Below are 16,775 nucleotides of genomic sequence, written 5' to 3'. Positions count from 1 at the left end.
ACCCGCCCTTCGCCCTGTCCTGCCAGACACGGCACCCCCCTTTCTCCACCCCCCTCCTGTCCGGAAGGCGGCGATCATGACCGACCCCGTAGGCAAGCTTCCGAGCGAGCTCGACCAGCTCCCGGACCGCGACGCCGAGGAAACCGCCGAGTGGGCGGCGTCCCTCGACGCCGTCGCGGAGCACGCAGGCCCGCATCGCGCCGCGTATCTGATGCGCCGCACGCTCCAGCACGCCGAGAAGGCCGGTGTGGCCCTGCCCCGCCTGTTGGAGACGGACTACGTCAACACCATCCCGACCTCCGCCGAGCCGGCCTTCGACGGCGACGAGGCGATGGAACAGCGCATCACCGCCTGGAACCGCTGGAACGCGGCCGCCATGGTGACCCGTGGCTCCAAGTACGGCGTCGGCGGCCACATCGCCACGTTCGCCTCGGCGGCCTGGCTGTACGAGACCGGCTTCAACCACTTCTTCCGCGGCAAGGAGGGGGACGGCTCCGGCGACCAGCTCTACATCCAGGGCCACGCCTCCCCCGGCATCTACGCCCGCGCGTTCCTCGACGGCCGTCTCACCGAAACGCACCTCGACAACTTCCGGCAGGAGGCGGGCGGCAACGGCCTCCCCTCCTACCCGCACCCGAGGCGGCTTCCCTGGCTGTGGGAGTTCCCCACCGTCTCGATGGGCCTCGGCCCGCTCTCCGCGATCTACCAGGCGCGCTTCAACCGCTATCTCCACAACCGTGGGATCAAGGACACGGCCAACTCCCATGTGTGGGCGTTCCTCGGTGACGGCGAGATGGACGAGCCCGAGTCGACGGCGGCACTCGCCCTCGCCTCGCGCGAGCAGCTCGACAACCTGACCTTCGTGGTCAACTGCAACCTGCAGCGTCTCGACGGCCCGGTACGCGCCAACTTCAAGATCGTGCAGGAGCTGGAGGCCCAGTTCCGGGGCGCCGGCTGGAACGTCGTCAAATCGCTGTGGGGCTCCGCCTGGGACGAGCTGTTCCGGCTCGACACCACCGGCGCGCTGGTCCGCCGGCTGCGCGAGGTACCTGACGCACAGTTCCAGACGTACGCGACCCGCGACGTGGCGTACATCCGCGAGCACTTCTTCGGCGCCGAGCCCGCATTGGTCGAGCTGGCCAAGCTGCTCACCGACGCGAAGATCGCCGAGTGTTTCTACACCTCCCGCGGCGGCCACGAGGCCCGCAAGGTGTACGCGGCATACCGCGCGGCGCTCGCGCACAAGGGTGCGCCGACCGTGATCCTCGCGCAGACGGTGAAGGGCTACACGCTCGGCAAGGGCTTCGAGTCCAAGAACGCCAACCACCAGATGAAGAAGCTGACGATCGACGAGTTCAAGGGCATGCGTGAGCTGCTCGGGCTCCCGATCCCGGACAGCGCCTTCGCCGACGGCGTCGTGCCCTACGGCCACCCGGGCGCCGATTCCCCGGAGGTGCGCTACCTCCAGGAGCGCCGCGCCGCTCTCGGCGGGCCCGCCCCGGCCCGCCGGGTGCAGCCGCTGGCCCCGCTGCCCGAGCCGGAGGAGCGCGCCTTCAAGGCCCTGTACAAGGGGTCGGGCAAGCAGGAGATGGCCACGACCATGGCGTTCGTACGCCTGGTCAAGGACCTGATGCGGGACAAGCAGACCGGCAGGCGCTGGGTGCCGATCGTCCCCGACGAGGCCCGCACCTTCGGAATGGAGTCGCTGTTCCCGTCGGCGGGCATCTACTCGCCGCTGGGCCAGACGTACGAGCCGGTCGACCGCGACCAGCTGATGTACTACAAGGAGGCCAAGGACGGCCAGATCCTCAACGAGGGGATCACCGAGGCCGGCGCCATGGCCGACTTCATCGCCGCCGCGACGTCGTACGCGACGCACGGCGAGACGATGATCCCGTTCTACATCTTCTACTCGATGTTCGGCTGGCAGCGGACCGGCGACCAGATGTGGCAGCTCGCCGACCAGCTCGGCAAGGGCTTCATCGTCGGCGCGACCGCGGGCCGTACGACGCTGACCGGTGAGGGTCTGCAGCACGCGGACGGCCACTCGCACCTGATCGCGGCCACCAACCCGGCGTCGCTGAACTACGACCCGGCGTTCGCCTACGAGATCGCGGTGATCGTCAAGGACGGTCTGCGCAGGATGTACGGCCCCGAGGCCGAGAACGTCTTCTACTACCTCACCGTCTACAACGAGCCCAAGCCGCAGCCCGCCATGCCGGAAGGCGTCGAGGACGGCATCGTCAAGGGCCTGTACCGCTTCAACGAGGGCTCCGCGGGCGCGGACGCGCCGCGGCTGCAGCTGCTCGCCTCCGGTACGGCCATCCACTGGGCGCTCGAGGCCCAGCAGTTGCTGGCGGACGACTGGAACGTGGCCGCCGACGTGTGGTCCGCGACCTCGTGGGGCGAGCTGCGCCGCGACGCCCTGGAGGCCGACGAGGCGCTGCTCCGCGGCGAGCAGCGCACCCCGTACGTCACCCAGGCGCTGGAGGGCGCACCGGGCCCGGTGCTGGCCGTCTCCGACTGGATGCGCCAGGTGCCGGACCAGATCAGCCAGTGGGTCGAGCAGGACTGGTCCTCGCTGGGCACGGACGGCTTCGGCCTCTCCGACACCCGTGCGGCCGCCCGCCGCCACTTCGGTGTCGACGCGCAGTCGATCACGGTCGCGGCACTGGCGCAGCTCGCCCGGCGCGGCGAGGCCCCGGCGTCGGCCGTGAAGGAGGCGCGGGAGCGCTACGGCCTGTAGGACGTGACCGCGAAGGCCCCCGGAGGCATGCCCTCCGAGGGCCTTCGTGCGTGATGCTTGACCTTCACACCGTGTGAGGCCGTGCAGTGGAGGAGTCATGTTCACCATCGGAGGCTTCGCCAGGCACGGCCGTGTGTCCGCCCGGATGCTGCGCCACTACGACGCCGTCGGGCTGCTGCGGCCGGAGCACACCGACCCTTTCACCGGCTACCGCTACTACTCCGCGGCCCAGCTCGCCACGCTCAACCGTGTCATCGCCCTCAAGGACCTCGGCTTCACGCTGCAGCAGGTGCGGCAGATCCTCGAGGAGCGGGTGAGCACGGAGGAGCTGCGCGGCATGCTCAAGCTGCGGCAGGCGGAGCTGGAGGAGGCGATGGCCGCGGCGGCCGCCAGGCTGGCGCAGGTCGAGGCGAGGCTCCGGTCGATCGAGAGCGAGGGCCACATGCCCACCCAGGACATCATGATCAAGAGCGTGCCGGCCGTGCGGGTCGCCGTGCTCTCAGCCGTCGCCGCCAGTTACGCGCCCGAGCACATCGGGCCGGTGATCAGCCCGCTGTACGACCAGCTGTTCACCCGGCTCAAGGCGGCGGACATCACCCCGACCGGCCCCGGCATCGCGTACTACGAGGACGCCCCGGACGGCGACGGCGCGGTCCTGGTGCACGCCGGGTGCACCGTCTCCGCCGGCCAGGAGCCCGGCCAGGACTTCGAGATCGTCGACCTGCCCGCCGTCGGGCGGGCGGCGACGATCGTGCACCGCGGGCCGATGGACACGGTCATGCCCACGGAGCAGACCCTGGCCCGCTGGATCGACGCGGGCGGCCACCGCTCGGCGGGCTATGCCCGCGAGGTCTGTCTGGAGTGCCCGCCGGACAAGGAGAAGTGGGTGACGGAGCTCCAAGTACCGCTGGAATGAGCGCGCGATGATGAGGGCATGCGCGCTGCCCGGCTGATCAAGATGGTGCTCCTGCTACAGGCCCGACCCTCGATGACCGGGGCGGAGCTCGCCCGGGAACTCGAGGTGTCGGAGCGGACGGTCGCCCGGGACGCGCTCGCACTGTCGGAGGCAGGTGTCCCTGTCTACGCGGACCGTGGCCGGGCCGGCGGCTACCGGCTCGTCGGCGGGTACCGGACCCGGCTGACCGGGCTGGCCCGCAGCGAGGCCGAGGCCCTGTTCCTCTCCGGGCTGCCGGGCGCGCTGTGCGACATGGGGCTGGAGGACGCGGCGTCCGTGGCACGCCTGAAGGTGTCCGCGGCGCTGCTCCCGTCGCTCAGCAACGCCCCGGAATCGGCGGCCGGGCGCTTCCATCTGGACGCGCCGGGCTGGTACCAGGAGCCAAAGACGCCGGAGCTGCTGCCGGTGATCGCCGAGGCCGTGTGGGACGACCGTCGCATACGGGCGACCTACCGCCGCCGGGACACCGAGGTGGACCGGGAGCTGGAGCCGTACGGGCTCGTACTGAAGGCGGGCGTCTGGTACCTGTGCGCACGGGCGGAGGGCGGCTTCCGGGTGTACCGGATCGACCGGTTCTCCTCGGTGTCCACGGACGGCGAACCCTTCGACCGGGACCCCGGGTTCGACCTGCCGGCTTTCTGGGAGGAGCGTGCCGCGCAGTTCGCCCGGTCCATCCTCCGCGCCGAGGCCGTCGTCCGCCTGACCGGCGAGGGGGCGCGCCGGCTCCCGTACGTCACGGACCGGTCTGCCGCCCAGGAGGCGCTCGCGGCGGCGGATGCGCCCGACGGCCAAGGTCGGGTGACATGCACGCTGCCGGTGGAGTCCCTGGACGTGGCGTACACCCAACTCCTCGTGCTCGGCCCGGAGGTGGAGGTTCTTGCCCCCGCGGAGCTGCGGGAGCGTTTCGCCCGGACGGCGGCGCGGCTGGGCGAGCTGTACGCCGGGCCCGGCAGGGAGCCGGGCCCGGCGTGAGGCGTCGGGTCGGCGGTGACCACCGGGGTCAGCGGTAGTCCTCGAGCTGCGGTGTCCGGCCCGCCTGCTCCGCCATGATGTACCCCCACACGTCCGGCCTGCTGCCGTCCGCGTCGGTGACGCCGTACTCCTTGGCAAGCCGGCCGCTGTCGAGGGACTGCCCGTTCCAGCGGGCCCGTTCGGGGTCGGCCGCGAGGGCCGTGACACCGCGGCCCACGTACACGGGCGACTCGGACAGTGCCCAGTGCTTCTGTTTCGCCACACCGTCGCGCCAGTTGTCCTCGGTGAGACCGAAGATGTCGAGCATCTCCTCGGAGCGGAGGAAGCCGGGGGTGACCGCCACCGCCGTGCAGCCGACGCCCTTCAGCTCCTCGCCGAGGATGAACGCCATCCGGATCGGGCCGTTCTTGGCGAGGTCGTAGTAGAAGTTCTCGCGGAAGACCTTGTTGGTCTCGGCGGTGCCGTCGGTGACTTCGACGACCAGGCCGCCGGGTTCACGGACCAGCAGGGGCAGCGCGATGCTGCTGGTGATGATGTGGCTCTTCACACCGAGGTCGAGCATCCGCAGTCCGCGGTCCAGGTCGACGTCCCACATCCGGGTGTCGAAGTCGAGCAGGAAGTTGCCGCCCCAGACGTCGTTGACGAGGATGTCCAGGCGGCCGTGTTCGCTGTCGATGCGCTCCACCAGTGCCCGTACCTGCTCCGGCTGAAGGTGGTCGGTCGGGACGGCGACCCCCGCGCCGCCGGCCGCGGTGACCAGTTCCGCGCTCTCCTCGACGGTCTCCGTGGGGCGGCCGACCTCGCTGACGCTGTCGCGGGTGGTCCGCCCGGTCACGTACACCGTCGCGCCCGCGGCGCCGAGTTGTACGGCGATGGCTCGGCCCGCGCCCCGGGTGGCGCCGGCGACCAGTGCGATTCTGCCGTCGAGCGGCTTGTTCGTCGTCATGGCCCCGACCGTCGCACGGATACCGGACATCTACTGTCCGGCTTGCGCCGGCGTGAGTCCCCGGTTGCGAAACAGCCGCTTTTCGGCTGCTCCGCGTGCGCGGGCCGGTGCCAGCCACGATGCTTGACCCGTGATGGACGAGACGGAGTTCTGGGAGATCATCGACAGCACCCGCGAGGCCGCCGAGGGCGACCCCGAGGACCACGCGGAGTTGCTCGTGGAGCGCCTCCTGCAACTCGACCCCGACTCCGTGCTCGACTTCGCGCGGCACTTCGAGGCCCGCTACAACCGCGCGTACACCTGGGACCTGTGGGGGGCTGCGGCCGTCCTGCTGGGCGGAGCGAGCGACGACGCGTTCGACTACTTCCGCTGCTGGCTCATCGGACAGGGCCGGGAGATCTTCGAGGCCGGGGCGCACGAGCCGGACACGCTGGCCGAGCTGCTGGACGAGTTCGACGAGGACATCGACGGCGACGGCGAGGAACTCGGTTACGCGGCCGACGAGGCGTACGAGCAGCTGACCGGCGCCGACGCACCCGATCTGGGCATCCCCGTGCAGTCGGCCGAGCCCGCCGGTACGCCGTTCGACTTCGACGACGACATGGCGCTGGCGGCGCGTTTCCCGAAGCTGTGGGAACGGTTCGGCGGCCTCTGACCGTCCTCGCCGCCCCCTACGTGCCGCGAGGACGGCTCACCCGTTTCCCCCGGGCGGTGAGCCGAAGCCGCGGGGCCGGATTTCAATGAGCCCATGTCGCAACCGCAGCCTTCCCTCGGCCGGACCGCCCCGAGCAGCGGCAAGGGGCTGCTGCGGCGCACCGGGGAGTGGTGCGCCCGCCACTTCGTCACGGTGCTCGTTCTGTGGCTGGCCGGCGTGGTCGGGCTGCAGGTGCTGGGCCGGGTGTACGGCGGCGACTACTCGGACAACTTCGCGCTTCCGGGCACCCAGTCGCAGGACGGCCTCGACGTGCTCAAGGCACATGAGCCCGCCGCGGGCGGCTACAGCGCGCAGATCGTGCTGCACGACTCGGCGAAGCCGCTCACCGACTTCGGCAGCCAGGTCCAGGGGGCGGTGAGCGACCTGGGGAAGCTCCCCCATGTGCTCTCGGCGCAGAACCCGCTGCCCCCTCCGGGCACGACACCACCGAAGCCGCCCGCCGGCACCCCGAACGTCGGGCCGCTCTCCACCGACCGGAAGACGGCGTACATCACCGTCCGGTTCGACGCCCAGCCCTCGACATTCGGGTCCTCGTACCTGGACGGTGTGGACTCGGCGGTCCAGCCGCTGCGCGCCGCCGGGATGGACGTGGAGTACGGCGGCACGCTCGGCGAGCTGGCACGGCCGGAGCCGGACGACCGCACCAGTGAGGCGATCGGTTTCTCGGTGGCGATCCTGGTGCTGCTGATCGGTTTCGGCAGCGTGCTCGCGGCAGTACTGCCCCTGGTCACCGCCCTGATCGCGGTGATCTGCGGACTCGCCCTGCTCGGGCTGCTCGCCGCCGCGTCCACCTTCGCCACGGTCTCGCCGACCCTGGCCACGATGATCGGTCTCGGGGTCGGGATCGACTATGCGCTGTTCCTGCTCACCCGCCACCGCCAGCATCTGATGGACGGGCGGGACCCGGTGACGGCCGCCGGCCGGGCCACGGCCACCAGCGGCCGCGCCGTGCTGGTCTCCGGCTGCACGGTCGTCATCGCCCTCTCCGGCCTGTGGGTGTCCGGGATCAGCTTCATCGGCAAGCTCGGCCTGGCCGCGGCGGTCACCGTCGTCACGGCGGTGCTCGGCGCGCTCACCCTGGTGCCCGCCGTGCTCGGGCTCACGGGCCGGTGGATCGACAGGCTCCGGGTACGCCGGCCCATCGCCGAGACCGACGCGGAACCGGGCGAGGAGGCCCACGGCACATGGCACCGGTACGCGCGGCGGGTGGAGCGCCGCCCGTGGTGGTTCCTGGTCGGCGGGGCGGTCGTCCTGGCGGTTCTCGCGGTGCCGCTGTTCTTCATCCAGCTCGGGCACATCGGCGACGGCGCCGACCCGAAGTCGTTCACCGACCGGCGGGCGTTCGACCTGATGTCGAGCGCCTTCGGGCCGGGCTCCAACGGGCCCATGACCCTGGTCGTCGACCAGTCCGACGTGCCCGAGTCGGACCGCTCCGCGCTGGCCACGCAGGCACAGGACGCGCTCGCGAAGGTGCCCGACGCGGCCGCGATCACCCCGCTGAAGGCGACCTCGGACGGCGATGTGCTGATCTCCACCGCGTACTCCGTCGCCGCCCCGCAGGACGAACGGACCACCCGGTTGGTCAACCACCTGGTCGACGACGTGCTGCCGCAGGCGGTGAAGGGCACGGACGCCCGTACCTACGTCACCGGTACGACGGCGGCCCAGGTCGACTTCCTCGACATCGTCTCCAGCCGGCTGCCGCTGATCATCGCGGTGGTCGTCGGGCTGGCGTTCGTCGTGATCCTGATCGTGTTCCGGGGGGTCCTGGTCGCGGTGAAGGCGGCCGTGCTCAACGTGCTGTCCATCGCCGCCTCGTACGGCGTGGTCGTGGCCGTCTTCCAGTGGGGATGGGGCGGGCCGGCCCTCGGGGTGTCGGGCGACGTGCCGATCGAGAGCTACGTGCCCATGATGATGTTCGCCATCGTCTTCGGCCTCAGCATGGACTACGAGATCTTCCTGCTCTCCCGCGTCCACGAGGCGTGGCTGCGCACCGGCGACCCGCACGCGAGCGTCGCACACGCGCTGGAGATCACGGCCCGGGTCATCACCTGCGCCGCGCTGATCATGGTCAGTGTGTTCGCGGCGTTCATCCTCAGCGACAACATCGTGGTGAAGATGCTGGGGTTGGGGCTCGCCGCCAGCGTGCTCATCGACGCGACGGTCGTCCGACTGCTGCTCGTACCCGCCGCGATGACGCTGCTGGGCCAAGCGGCGTGGTGGACGCCTCGGTGGCTCGACCGGCTGCTGCCGCATGTGGACGCCGAGGGCGAGGGACAGCCGGCCGCCGGCCGCGGGACTACCCGGCGCCCGTGAGGGACCGGCCCATCAGCACGTCGTCCACGTACCGCCCTTCGAGGTGGAACTCACCCGGCAGGACCCCCTCGACAACGAACCCCTCCGCCTCGTAGAGCGCCCGCGCCGGTGCGTTGTGGGCGAGGACCCGCAGGGTGATGCGCAGGGCGCCCCGCTGCCGCGCCTCGTCGCACGCCGCCCTCAGCAGGGCCCGCCCGACGCCGCGGCCGCGGGCACGGTCAGACACGGCGAGGCCCTGGATCTGGCGGACGTGCCGGTTGCAGGCCAACGGAGTCGGCGGGGCGAGCCGGATGTAGCCGACGACCGTGCCGTCGGCGTCCTCCGCGACGAGGAACTGCTCCGGCCGGTGGTTCTGGTCGAAGAACGGGTCGTACGGCGGCTGCGGCCGGGGTGTCACGGCGTGCAGCGGCGACCAGGCGGCCCGGTCGAGTTCGGCGAGCTCCGTCTCGTCGGAACGCCGTGCGGGACGTATGTGCGATTCGGGCATGGGGTCACTGTGCCATGCAGGCGACCGCGGGCAGGATGGGTCCATGCAGAGATCTCGAATCGCCGTCACCGGTGCCTCCGGACTCATCGGCAGGGCGCTGGTGCACTCCCTGCGCGCGGACGGCCACGAGGTGGTGCGCCTGGTGCGACGTCCCTCCGAGGCCGCGGACGAGGTCCGCTGGGACCCGGCCCGGCAGTACGTCGACGTGGCCGGCCTGGCCGGCTGCGAGGCCGTCGTGCACCTGGCGGGCGCGGGGGTGGGTGACCGTCGCTGGACGGAGGCGTATCGCAAGGAGATCCGTGACAGCCGGGTCCTCGGCACGGCGGCGATCGCGGAGGCCGTCGCCTCCCTGGACGTGCCGCCGCGGGTGCTGGTGAGCGGCAGCGCGGTCGGCTTCTACGGCGACACCGGGGAGCGGGCCGTCGACGAGAGCGCACCGCCCGGGGACGGATTCCTGTCGGACGTGTGCGTCGAGTGGGAAAGAGCCACGGGCGCCGCCGAGGAGGCAGGGGTGCGCACCGCGTTGGTGCGCACCGGACTCGTGGTGTCGCGGCACGGGGGCGCGTGGGGACGGATGTTCCCCCTCTTCAGGGCGGGGCTCGGCGGCCGGCTGGGCAGTGGCCGGCAGTACTGGAGCTTCATCTCGCTGCACGACACCGTGGCGGCGCTGCGTCACATCGTGGACACGGAGTCCTTGTCTGGTCCGGTGAACCTCACCGCGCCGGAGCCGGTGACCAACCGTGAGGCGACCGAGGCGATGGGCCGTGTGCTGCGCCGTCCGACGCCGTTCGCGGTGCCGGCGCCGGCACTGCGGGTGGTGCTCGGCGGGCTGGCGGACGACGTGCTGAGCAGCGGGCGGGTGCTGCCGGGGGCGCTGTTGGGGTCGGGATTCTCGTTCGCCTTTCCTCGTATCGACGACGCGGTGCGGGCGGCACTGGGGTAGCGGGCGGTCCTGCGCGCGCGGGGCGTGTACGGGGCGTTGTGCGCCCCCGCGCTCCGGTGCTCCGCGATGTGCGCTACCTCCGCGTGCCGCCCACCTCTTTAGTCTCGAACCGAACTCGGGTATTCCTCGGGCGGGTCGGGGGCATGAGCCTCCCACCAGCCGCGCCGACCTCGGGGAGGGGCACGTGCTCAGCACCGCTCATGATGCGGACGTCGTCATCGTCGGGGCAGGGATCGCCGGACTGTCGGCGGCCCACCGGCTGACCAGTGCAGGGGTCACGGTCAGCGTCCTCGAGGCCGCCCCCGTGATCGGCGGCAGAACCGCCACCACGCAGATCGACGGGTTCCGGCTCGACCTGGCCGGCCAACTCCTGTGCACCTCGTATCCGGAGTTGCAGCGTACGGACGTGCTGCGGGACGCCGATCTGCGGCTGTTCTCCCCCGGTGTGCTCGTCCACAGCGGGGGCCGGCTGCAGCGGACCGGCGAGGTCGGCAGCGCGCGGTGGGGCTCTGCCCACACCCGGAGGAACGGGGGCGCGCAGGGCGTGGGGGTCGCATCCACCGTTGCGCGCGCCCTCGCGAGCGCCCCTCGTCCTCGGCAGCTGGACCAGGCGCGGCTGGGGGCCTCCTTGGCCCGCCTCGCCGCGACCCCGGTGGACCGCGTCCTCGCCCGGCCGGAGCGCTCCGCAGCGGAGGCCCTGCACGGACGCGGGCTGCCGACGCGTACGGTGCACGGCTTTCTGCGTCCTCTGCTGTCCGCGCTGCTCGGCGACCCGGAGCTGGCCGACACCTCCAGCCGCTGCGCGGATCTGGCCCTGCGCGGCTACGCCCTGGGCCGCCTGTGCGTGCCGGCCGGCGGTGCGGCGACGCTGCCCGAACTGCTGGCGGCCGCGCTGCCCGCCGGGTCCGTACGGACCGGGCTGCGGGTCACCGACATCTCCACGACCTCCGTGACCACGGAGCAGTTCGGGCAGCTCCACTGTCGTTCCGTGCTCCTGGCCACGGGAGCACGGGCGGCGGCCGCGCTGCTGCCGGGGCTGCGGGTGCCGTCGTACCACCCGGTGACGGTCGTCCACCACACGGCGCCCGAATCCCCGCTCAGGGAACCGGCGCTGGTGCTGGACGCCGACCGGGGCGGGCCGGTGTCGCACACCGCGGTGATGAGCGAGGTCGACCCGTCACGGGCGTCGGACGGACGGGTGCTGATCACCTCGACGGTGCTCGGCGAGCCGGGGGACGACCTGGACCGCCGGGTGCGGCGGCAGCTGGCGACGGTGTACGGGAGTCCGACGGACGACTGGGAACTGCTCGCCGTCCACCACGACCCCGAGGCCGTCCCCGCGATGCCTGCGCCGCACGATCTGCGGCGGCCGGTGCGGGTGCTCTCGGGTCTGTACGTCTGCGGCGATCACCGGGACACGGGGACGGTGCAGGGAGCGCTCCACTCGGGCCGGAGGGCGGCGCACGCGATACTGAACGATTTCGGAATCCGGCTCGGCTCTGCGGCTGCACCGCTGACCACGGCGGCGTGAGCCCCGCCGGGCAGGGCCGGTGAGGTGTCGGGGCGCCGCGGGTGCGGCCGCTGCGCCGGACCGTCCCGGTCCCGCCCTTCCGTGGACCGAGGCGGGCCCCCGAGCCCGTACCGCCCACCGGCCTCCGCCCGGACCCGGGCCGCGCGCCGCATTCGGGGCTTCGCCCCGGGCCTGCACGGGCGGGGCGGGTTCCGGCGTCGAGGCGCAGGGTTCGGGGCGGCGGAGCCCCGTCAAGGGTCAGCTCAGGGCCGAGACGCGGTCGCGGTACGTGCGGACCGGTGGCGCGTCCCGGTAGGGCTCGAGGCGGCGTTCGAACTCGCGCACATACTCCGACGCCCGCACCGACCGCATCTCCGACGCCTGGAGCGCCGCCTCCGCCCCCAGCGCGCACGCCTGGTCCAGCTCCCCCAGGCCGAGCCGGGCCGACGCCAGGACGACCCGGCAGAAGAGGCGGCTGCGGGCGAAGGCCGGGGCCCGAAGCTGCAGGGAGCGTTCCGCGTGCTGTACGGCGCTCCTGTACTGCCGCAGATCCCAATGGCAGTGGCCGAACTCGTCCGCCAGCTGTGCCTCGTCGAAGAATCGCGCCCAGTACGGCACGTCGTCGCCGGGGCGCGCCGCCTCGAGCGCGCGCTCGGCACGTACGAGCGCGGCCGTGCAGGCCCGGGCGTCGCCCAGCACGCCGTGCCCGCGGGCCTCCGCACAGTGCAGCAGAGCCTGCACCGCGGGCGGCGCCGAGGACCCCACGCCCTGCTGGGCGACCCGGGTCAGCTGCACGGCCTCACGGCCGTGGCCGAGGTAGACGGCCTGGCGGCTCATGGTGACCAGCACGTACGAACCGTAGGCCCGGTCCCCCGCCGCCTGTGAGAGCCGCAGCGCCTGGACGAAGTACCGCTGGGCGAGGCCGTGCGCCGCGATGTCGTACGAGGTCCAGCCGGCGAGCCTGGTCAGGTCGGCGGCCGCCGCGAACAACCGCCTCCCGGTCGTCTCCCCGTACATGCCGCGCAGCATCGGCTCGGCCTCGTGCTCGAGATAGCGCACCAGCGCCTGCCGGGCGTGCCCGCCGCCGTACGCGTGGTCGAGGGCGCGGAAGAGTTCGCCGACCGAGCGCAGTGCGGAGATGTCGCCGCTGGAGACCTTCTGGCCGGGCCCCCGGTCGGTGGCGCCGCGCTGCCGCGGCACGGCGATCCGCGGGCCCTGGGACGGGACCCGGCCCGAGCCGACCTGCGCGGCCGCCTCGACGCGGCCCACGCGCTCGTCGGCCCGGCCGATCAGCCAGTCCCGGCTCGGTACAACCAGTCCGGCCGGGGTGAACGCGATCTTGCGCAGCTCGGCGTGGCTGCCCGAGTCCTTGCGCCAAAGCCCGCTGACGATGTCCACGGCCTCCTCCGGGGTGGCGGCGAACTCCAGCCCTGCATAGACGGGGGCGCAGGCGTCCAGTCCCAGGTCCTGGGCCGAGAGCCGGCGGCCGAGTCTTCGGGTGAACACCTCGGCGATCAGCGCGGGTGTGGTGCCGCGCGGTTGCTGCCCGCGGAGCCAGCGGGTCACTGAGGTCTTGTCGTACCGGAGGTCCAGGCCGTGTTCGAGCCCCAGCTGGTCCACTCTGCGGGCGAGACCGGCATGGGAGAAGCCGGCCTCCGCGATGAGCGCGGCGAGCTGCCGGTTGGGGGTGCGCTGGGTGGTCCGTTCCGTCATCGGTTGTGGCGTCTCCTGCCTTCCGGGCCGGGAGCAGCCCATGGGGGTACCTCCTGGGGGTGCCCCCAGGCGTAGCTCTGGGGGAGAAGCCCTGGGGGAGGAACGGCGCGAACTTAGCGGCCTTCCACTGCCATTCCGCCGCCTTCGCCCCACATTCATCCGATCGTGTGAGGATTGACGGCAGCACTGATCACGGAGCTGACGGGCACGACCTGCGCGGTCCTCGTGTTCGCACCCGCCGTACAGTGGCTGGGGCCCGGTCACCACCGGGCGGATGTTCTAGGGAGGCACAGCCGTGAGTGAGCTGCGGTTCGTCCGACTGGGGTTCGGCGAGGACGCCGTCGAGTACCGGGAGGCGTGGCAGAAGCAGCGCGAGGTCCACGCCGCCCGCTTCGCGGACGAGATCCCGGACACATGTCTGCTGCTGGAGCACCCGCCGGTCTACACGGCGGGGCGGCGCACCGAGGACAGTGAGCGCCCCCTGGACGGGACGCCCGTCATCGACGTGGACCGCGGCGGGAAGATCACCTGGCACGGCCCCGGCCAGCTGGTGGGCTACCCCATCCTCAAGCTGCCGCGCCCCGTGGACGTGATCGCGCACGTACGCCGCCTCGAGGACGCCCTGATCGCGACCTGCGCCGAGTTCGGCGTGGAGACGAGCCGGGTCGAGGGCCGCAGCGGGGTGTGGGTGCTCGGCGACCCGGTGGAGCAGCGGCCGTCGCTCGGCGGGCTGTCCCTGGACTTCGACCCCCGGCTGCACGACGAGGAATTCGACCCGCGGATGAACGGCCCCGAGTACGCCCCGTCCAACGCCGGCCAGCGCCGCGAGGACCGCAAGCTCGCGGCGATCGGCATCCGTATCGCCAAGGGCGTCTCCATGCACGGCTTCTCGCTGAACGTCAACCCGGACAACACCTGGTTCGACAGGATCGTGCCGTGCGGCATCCGGGACGCTGGTGTGGCCTCGCTCGCGAACGAGCTGGGCCGGGACATCACGATCGAGGAGGTACTCCCGGTGGTCGAGAGGCATCTGCGGCTCGTGATGGACAACGCGGTGCTGCTGCCCCGCGAGATCGAGAAGACCGAGACCGAGAAGGCGCCCGTCTGAGGCCGCCGGGCCCTGGGGAATGCCGACCCGGGGCCACAGGTTGGCCGAACGTAAGGCCGCATTTTTAACGGGCGTACCCTGGTGTCCGCCGAAGAATCGAAGCTGTAGGGAGCCGGTCGTGTCCGCAGTCGCACCCGACGGACGCAAGATGCTGCGCCTGGAGGTCCGCAACAGCCAGACCCCCATCGAGCGCAAGCCCGAGTGGATCAAGACCCGGGCGAAGATGGGCCCCGAGTACAACCAGCTGCAGAAACTGGTCAAGAGCGAGGGTCTGCACACGGTCTGCCAGGAGGCGGGCTGCCCCAACATCTTCGAGTGCTGGGAGGACCGCGAGGCCACCTTCCTCATCGGCGGCGACCAGTGCACCCGCCGCTGCGACTTCTGCCAGATCGACACCGGCAAGCCGCAGGCGCTCGACCGTGACGAGCCCCGCCGTGTCGGCGAGTCCGTCGTCACCATGGACCTGAACTACGCCACGATCACCGGTGTCGCCCGCGACGACCTCGAGGACGGCGGCGCCTGGCTGTACGCGGAGACCGTGCGCCAGATCCACGGGCAGACGGCGGACCGCGAGGCCGGCCGCACCAAGGTCGAGCTGCTGATCCCCGACTTCAACGCCGTGCCCGAGCAGCTGGCCGAGGTCTTCTCCTCGCGTCCCGAGGTACTCGCGCACAACGTGGAGACGGTGCCGCGGATCTTCAAGCGGATCCGCCCCGGTTTCCGTTACGAGCGCTCGCTCGAGGTCATCACGCGCGCCCGCGAGGCGGGCCTGGTGACGAAGTCGAACCTGATCCTCGGCATGGGCGAGACGCGCGAGGAGGTCAGCGAGGCGCTGCAGCACCTGTACGACGCGGGTTGCGAGCTGATCACCATCACGCAGTACCTGCGACCGTCCGTGCGCCACCACCCGGTGGAGCGCTGGGTGAAGCCGCAGGAGTTCGTGGAGCTGAAGGAGGAGGCCGACGAGATCGGCTACTCCGGCGTGATGTCGGGCCCGCTGGTCCGTTCTTCGTACCGGGCCGGCCGGCTCTTCCAGCAGGCGATGGAGGCCCGCGCCGCCAGGACCGGCAACGGTGAGGTCCGGGCCGGCGGCACGCAGACGGGTGCCGCCCAGGCCGTGTGACGGCGTGTGAATTCAGGCACAAGTAATTACTGTCCAGTAATGGCCGGTTGTGCGCGGTCCGTACCCTCCCCGCAGGTCGGGGGCACGGTACGGGCCGCGTCCGCGTTCCCCGGGGCCCGCGACCCGCGAATCCGTCCTTCATCAGCGTTTGACCGGCGGGTCATGCCCTGGTAACACCAATCAGTGACGCTGAACTCACGCACAGCTCCCACTCATCGCCGCTCACCCCGAGGGGGAACCGCCACCATGCAGGCCGCGCCGGTACGCCACGTCAGTGCCAACCCGATCCCGTCCGTCACCGGCGCGCTGCGCGCCATGGAGGAACTTCTGATGCGCGGCGGCCAGCGCACCGCCCGCCGCAACGCGTGGACGGCGGTCCTCGAGGACCGGCGCCGGGCCAAGGACCGGGTCGAGGCTCAGCACGTACTGGAGGCCGTGGCGACCCGCACTTCGCAGGCCACGTAAACTTCCCGTATGGCGAGGAAGGCAAATTCAGACAGCGCTGACGCTGCTGCGGAACCGGGGCGACTGAAGCAGATCGCCCTGACGTACAAGATGACCCGGAAGGCCGACCCGAAGGTCGGTCTTGTCGTCGCGGGTGTGGGAATCGTCACCTTCGGTGTCTTCCTCGGGATCGGCTTCCTGATCGGTCACCCGGTCTATCTGGGCATCCTCGGCTTCGTGCTGGCTTTCCTGGCGATGGCGATCATCTTCGGGCGGCGCGCGGAGCGGGCGGCCTTCGGGCAGATGGAGGGCCAGCCGGGTGCGGCGGCCGCGGTTCTGCAGAACGTCGGGCGGGGTTGGACCACGACCCCGGCGGTGGCGATGAACCGCAACCAGGACGTCGTGCACCGGGCCGTCGGCAAGGCGGGCATCGTGCTGGTGGCCGAAGGCAACCCCAACCGGCTGAAGCCGCTGCTCGCGGCCGAGAAGAAGAAGATGAACCGCATCGTCGTGGACGTTCCCGTGCACGACATCATCGTCGGCAACGACGAGGGTCAGGTGCCGCTGAAGAGGGTGCGCGCCACGATGCTCAAGCTCCCGCGGGTGCTCAGCGGCCCGCAGGTGACGGCGACCAACGACCGGCTGCGCGCGCTGGGCGACCTGATGAGCAACATGCCGCTCCCGAAGGGCCCGATGCCCAAGGGCATGCGGATGCCGCGCGGCGGCAAGATGCGCTGACGCGCTCGACGCGCTCGACGCGCTCGACGCGCTCGACGACATGAGGCGGGGCCCGGACA

14 protein-coding genes are annotated in these 16,775 nt (G+C 71.7%); 11 read left to right on the top strand and 3 right to left on the bottom strand.

Annotated features, from left to right (window positions below; all coding sequences use genetic code 11):
• Positions 1–76 precede the first annotated feature (76 nt).
• The 3 genes from aceE to IE198_RS07410 all read left to right on the top strand — a co-directional run bounded on the left by aceE (position 77) and on the right by IE198_RS07410 (position 4,673).
• A complete protein-coding gene (aceE, locus tag IE198_RS07420) occupies positions 77–2,746 on the top strand; it encodes a pyruvate dehydrogenase (acetyl-transferring), homodimeric type (protein WP_189883996.1) in 2,670 nt (889 codons plus the stop codon).
• A 97-nt stretch (positions 2,747–2,843) separates the two neighbouring features.
• Positions 2,844–3,662, top strand: a complete 819-nt coding sequence (locus IE198_RS07415) for a MerR family transcriptional regulator (protein WP_189883994.1) — start codon at positions 2,844–2,846, stop codon at positions 3,660–3,662.
• 18 nt (positions 3,663–3,680) lie between these two features.
• Positions 3,681–4,673, top strand: a complete 993-nt coding sequence (locus IE198_RS07410) for a helix-turn-helix transcriptional regulator (RefSeq protein ID WP_189883993.1) — start codon at positions 3,681–3,683, stop codon at positions 4,671–4,673.
• Positions 4,674–4,701: 28 nt separating this feature from the next.
• Here the strand turns inward: IE198_RS07410 and IE198_RS07405 are convergent, their stop codons facing one another.
• Positions 4,702–5,619: an SDR family oxidoreductase gene (locus tag IE198_RS07405; protein ID WP_189883991.1), complete on the bottom strand. Its 918-nt coding sequence runs from the start codon at positions 5,617–5,619 to the stop codon at positions 4,702–4,704.
• A 133-nt stretch (positions 5,620–5,752) separates the two neighbouring features.
• Here IE198_RS07405 and IE198_RS07400 point away from each other — a divergent pair, with 133 nt between their 5' ends.
• Together IE198_RS07400 and IE198_RS07395 are read left to right on the top strand one after the other, a co-directional pair.
• Entirely contained in the window at positions 5,753–6,274 is a 522-nt protein-coding gene (locus IE198_RS07400) for a DUF4240 domain-containing protein (protein WP_100106768.1), read from the top strand.
• 93 nt (positions 6,275–6,367) lie between these two features.
• Positions 6,368–8,650 (top strand): MMPL family transporter, encoded by a 2,283-nt coding sequence (locus IE198_RS07395; protein WP_189883989.1) that lies wholly within the window; start codon positions 6,368–6,370, stop codon positions 8,648–8,650.
• Here IE198_RS07395 and IE198_RS07390 read toward each other — a convergent pair.
• Positions 8,634–9,137: a GNAT family N-acetyltransferase gene (locus IE198_RS07390; protein WP_189883987.1), complete on the bottom strand. Its 504-nt coding sequence runs from the start codon at positions 9,135–9,137 to the stop codon at positions 8,634–8,636. The genes IE198_RS07395 and IE198_RS07390 overlap by 17 nt on opposite strands.
• A gap of 43 nt (positions 9,138–9,180) precedes the next feature.
• On the opposite strand from IE198_RS07390, the gene IE198_RS07385 reads away from it, so the two are divergent.
• Together IE198_RS07385 and IE198_RS07380 are read left to right on the top strand one after the other, a co-directional pair.
• Positions 9,181–10,080, top strand: coding sequence for a TIGR01777 family oxidoreductase (locus IE198_RS07385; RefSeq protein ID WP_189883985.1), 900 nt, complete (start codon positions 9,181–9,183; stop codon positions 10,078–10,080).
• A 184-nt stretch (positions 10,081–10,264) separates the two neighbouring features.
• Positions 10,265–11,611: an NAD(P)/FAD-dependent oxidoreductase gene (locus IE198_RS07380; RefSeq protein WP_189883983.1), complete on the top strand. Its 1,347-nt coding sequence runs from the start codon at positions 10,265–10,267 to the stop codon at positions 11,609–11,611.
• A gap of 237 nt (positions 11,612–11,848) precedes the next feature.
• Here the strand turns inward: IE198_RS07380 and IE198_RS07375 are convergent, their stop codons facing one another.
• The gene (locus IE198_RS07375; protein WP_189883981.1) at positions 11,849–13,303 is read right to left on the bottom strand and encodes an NsdA family TPR-like regulatory protein; all 1,455 of its coding nucleotides are present in this window, start codon (positions 13,301–13,303) and stop codon (positions 11,849–11,851) included.
• 295 nt (positions 13,304–13,598) lie between these two features.
• Here IE198_RS07375 and lipB point away from each other — a divergent pair, with 295 nt between their 5' ends.
• The 4 genes from lipB (at position 13,599) to IE198_RS07355 (ending at position 16,716) form a co-directional block, all read left to right on the top strand.
• Positions 13,599–14,411 (top strand): lipoyl(octanoyl) transferase LipB, encoded by an 813-nt coding sequence (gene lipB, locus IE198_RS07370; protein WP_189883979.1) that lies wholly within the window; start codon positions 13,599–13,601, stop codon positions 14,409–14,411.
• Positions 14,412–14,529: 118 nt separating this feature from the next.
• Positions 14,530–15,534, top strand: coding sequence for a lipoyl synthase (gene lipA, locus IE198_RS07365; protein WP_229833787.1), 1,005 nt, complete (start codon positions 14,530–14,532; stop codon positions 15,532–15,534).
• A 246-nt stretch (positions 15,535–15,780) separates the two neighbouring features.
• On the top strand, positions 15,781–15,999 hold the full coding sequence (locus IE198_RS07360; RefSeq protein ID WP_100106775.1) for an SCO2195 family GlnR-regulated protein: 219 nt from the start codon (positions 15,781–15,783) through the stop codon (positions 15,997–15,999).
• A 9-nt stretch (positions 16,000–16,008) separates the two neighbouring features.
• Positions 16,009–16,716: a DUF4191 domain-containing protein gene (locus IE198_RS07355; RefSeq protein ID WP_189883977.1), complete on the top strand. Its 708-nt coding sequence runs from the start codon at positions 16,009–16,011 to the stop codon at positions 16,714–16,716.
• Positions 16,717–16,775 lie beyond the last annotated feature (59 nt).

Source organism: Streptomyces xantholiticus, assembly GCF_014651015.1.
Classification (GTDB): domain Bacteria; phylum Actinomycetota; class Actinomycetes; order Streptomycetales; family Streptomycetaceae; genus Streptomyces; species Streptomyces xantholiticus.
The sequence above is the reverse complement of the archived record's forward strand: the minus strand, read 5'-3'. Positions and strand labels throughout refer to the sequence as shown.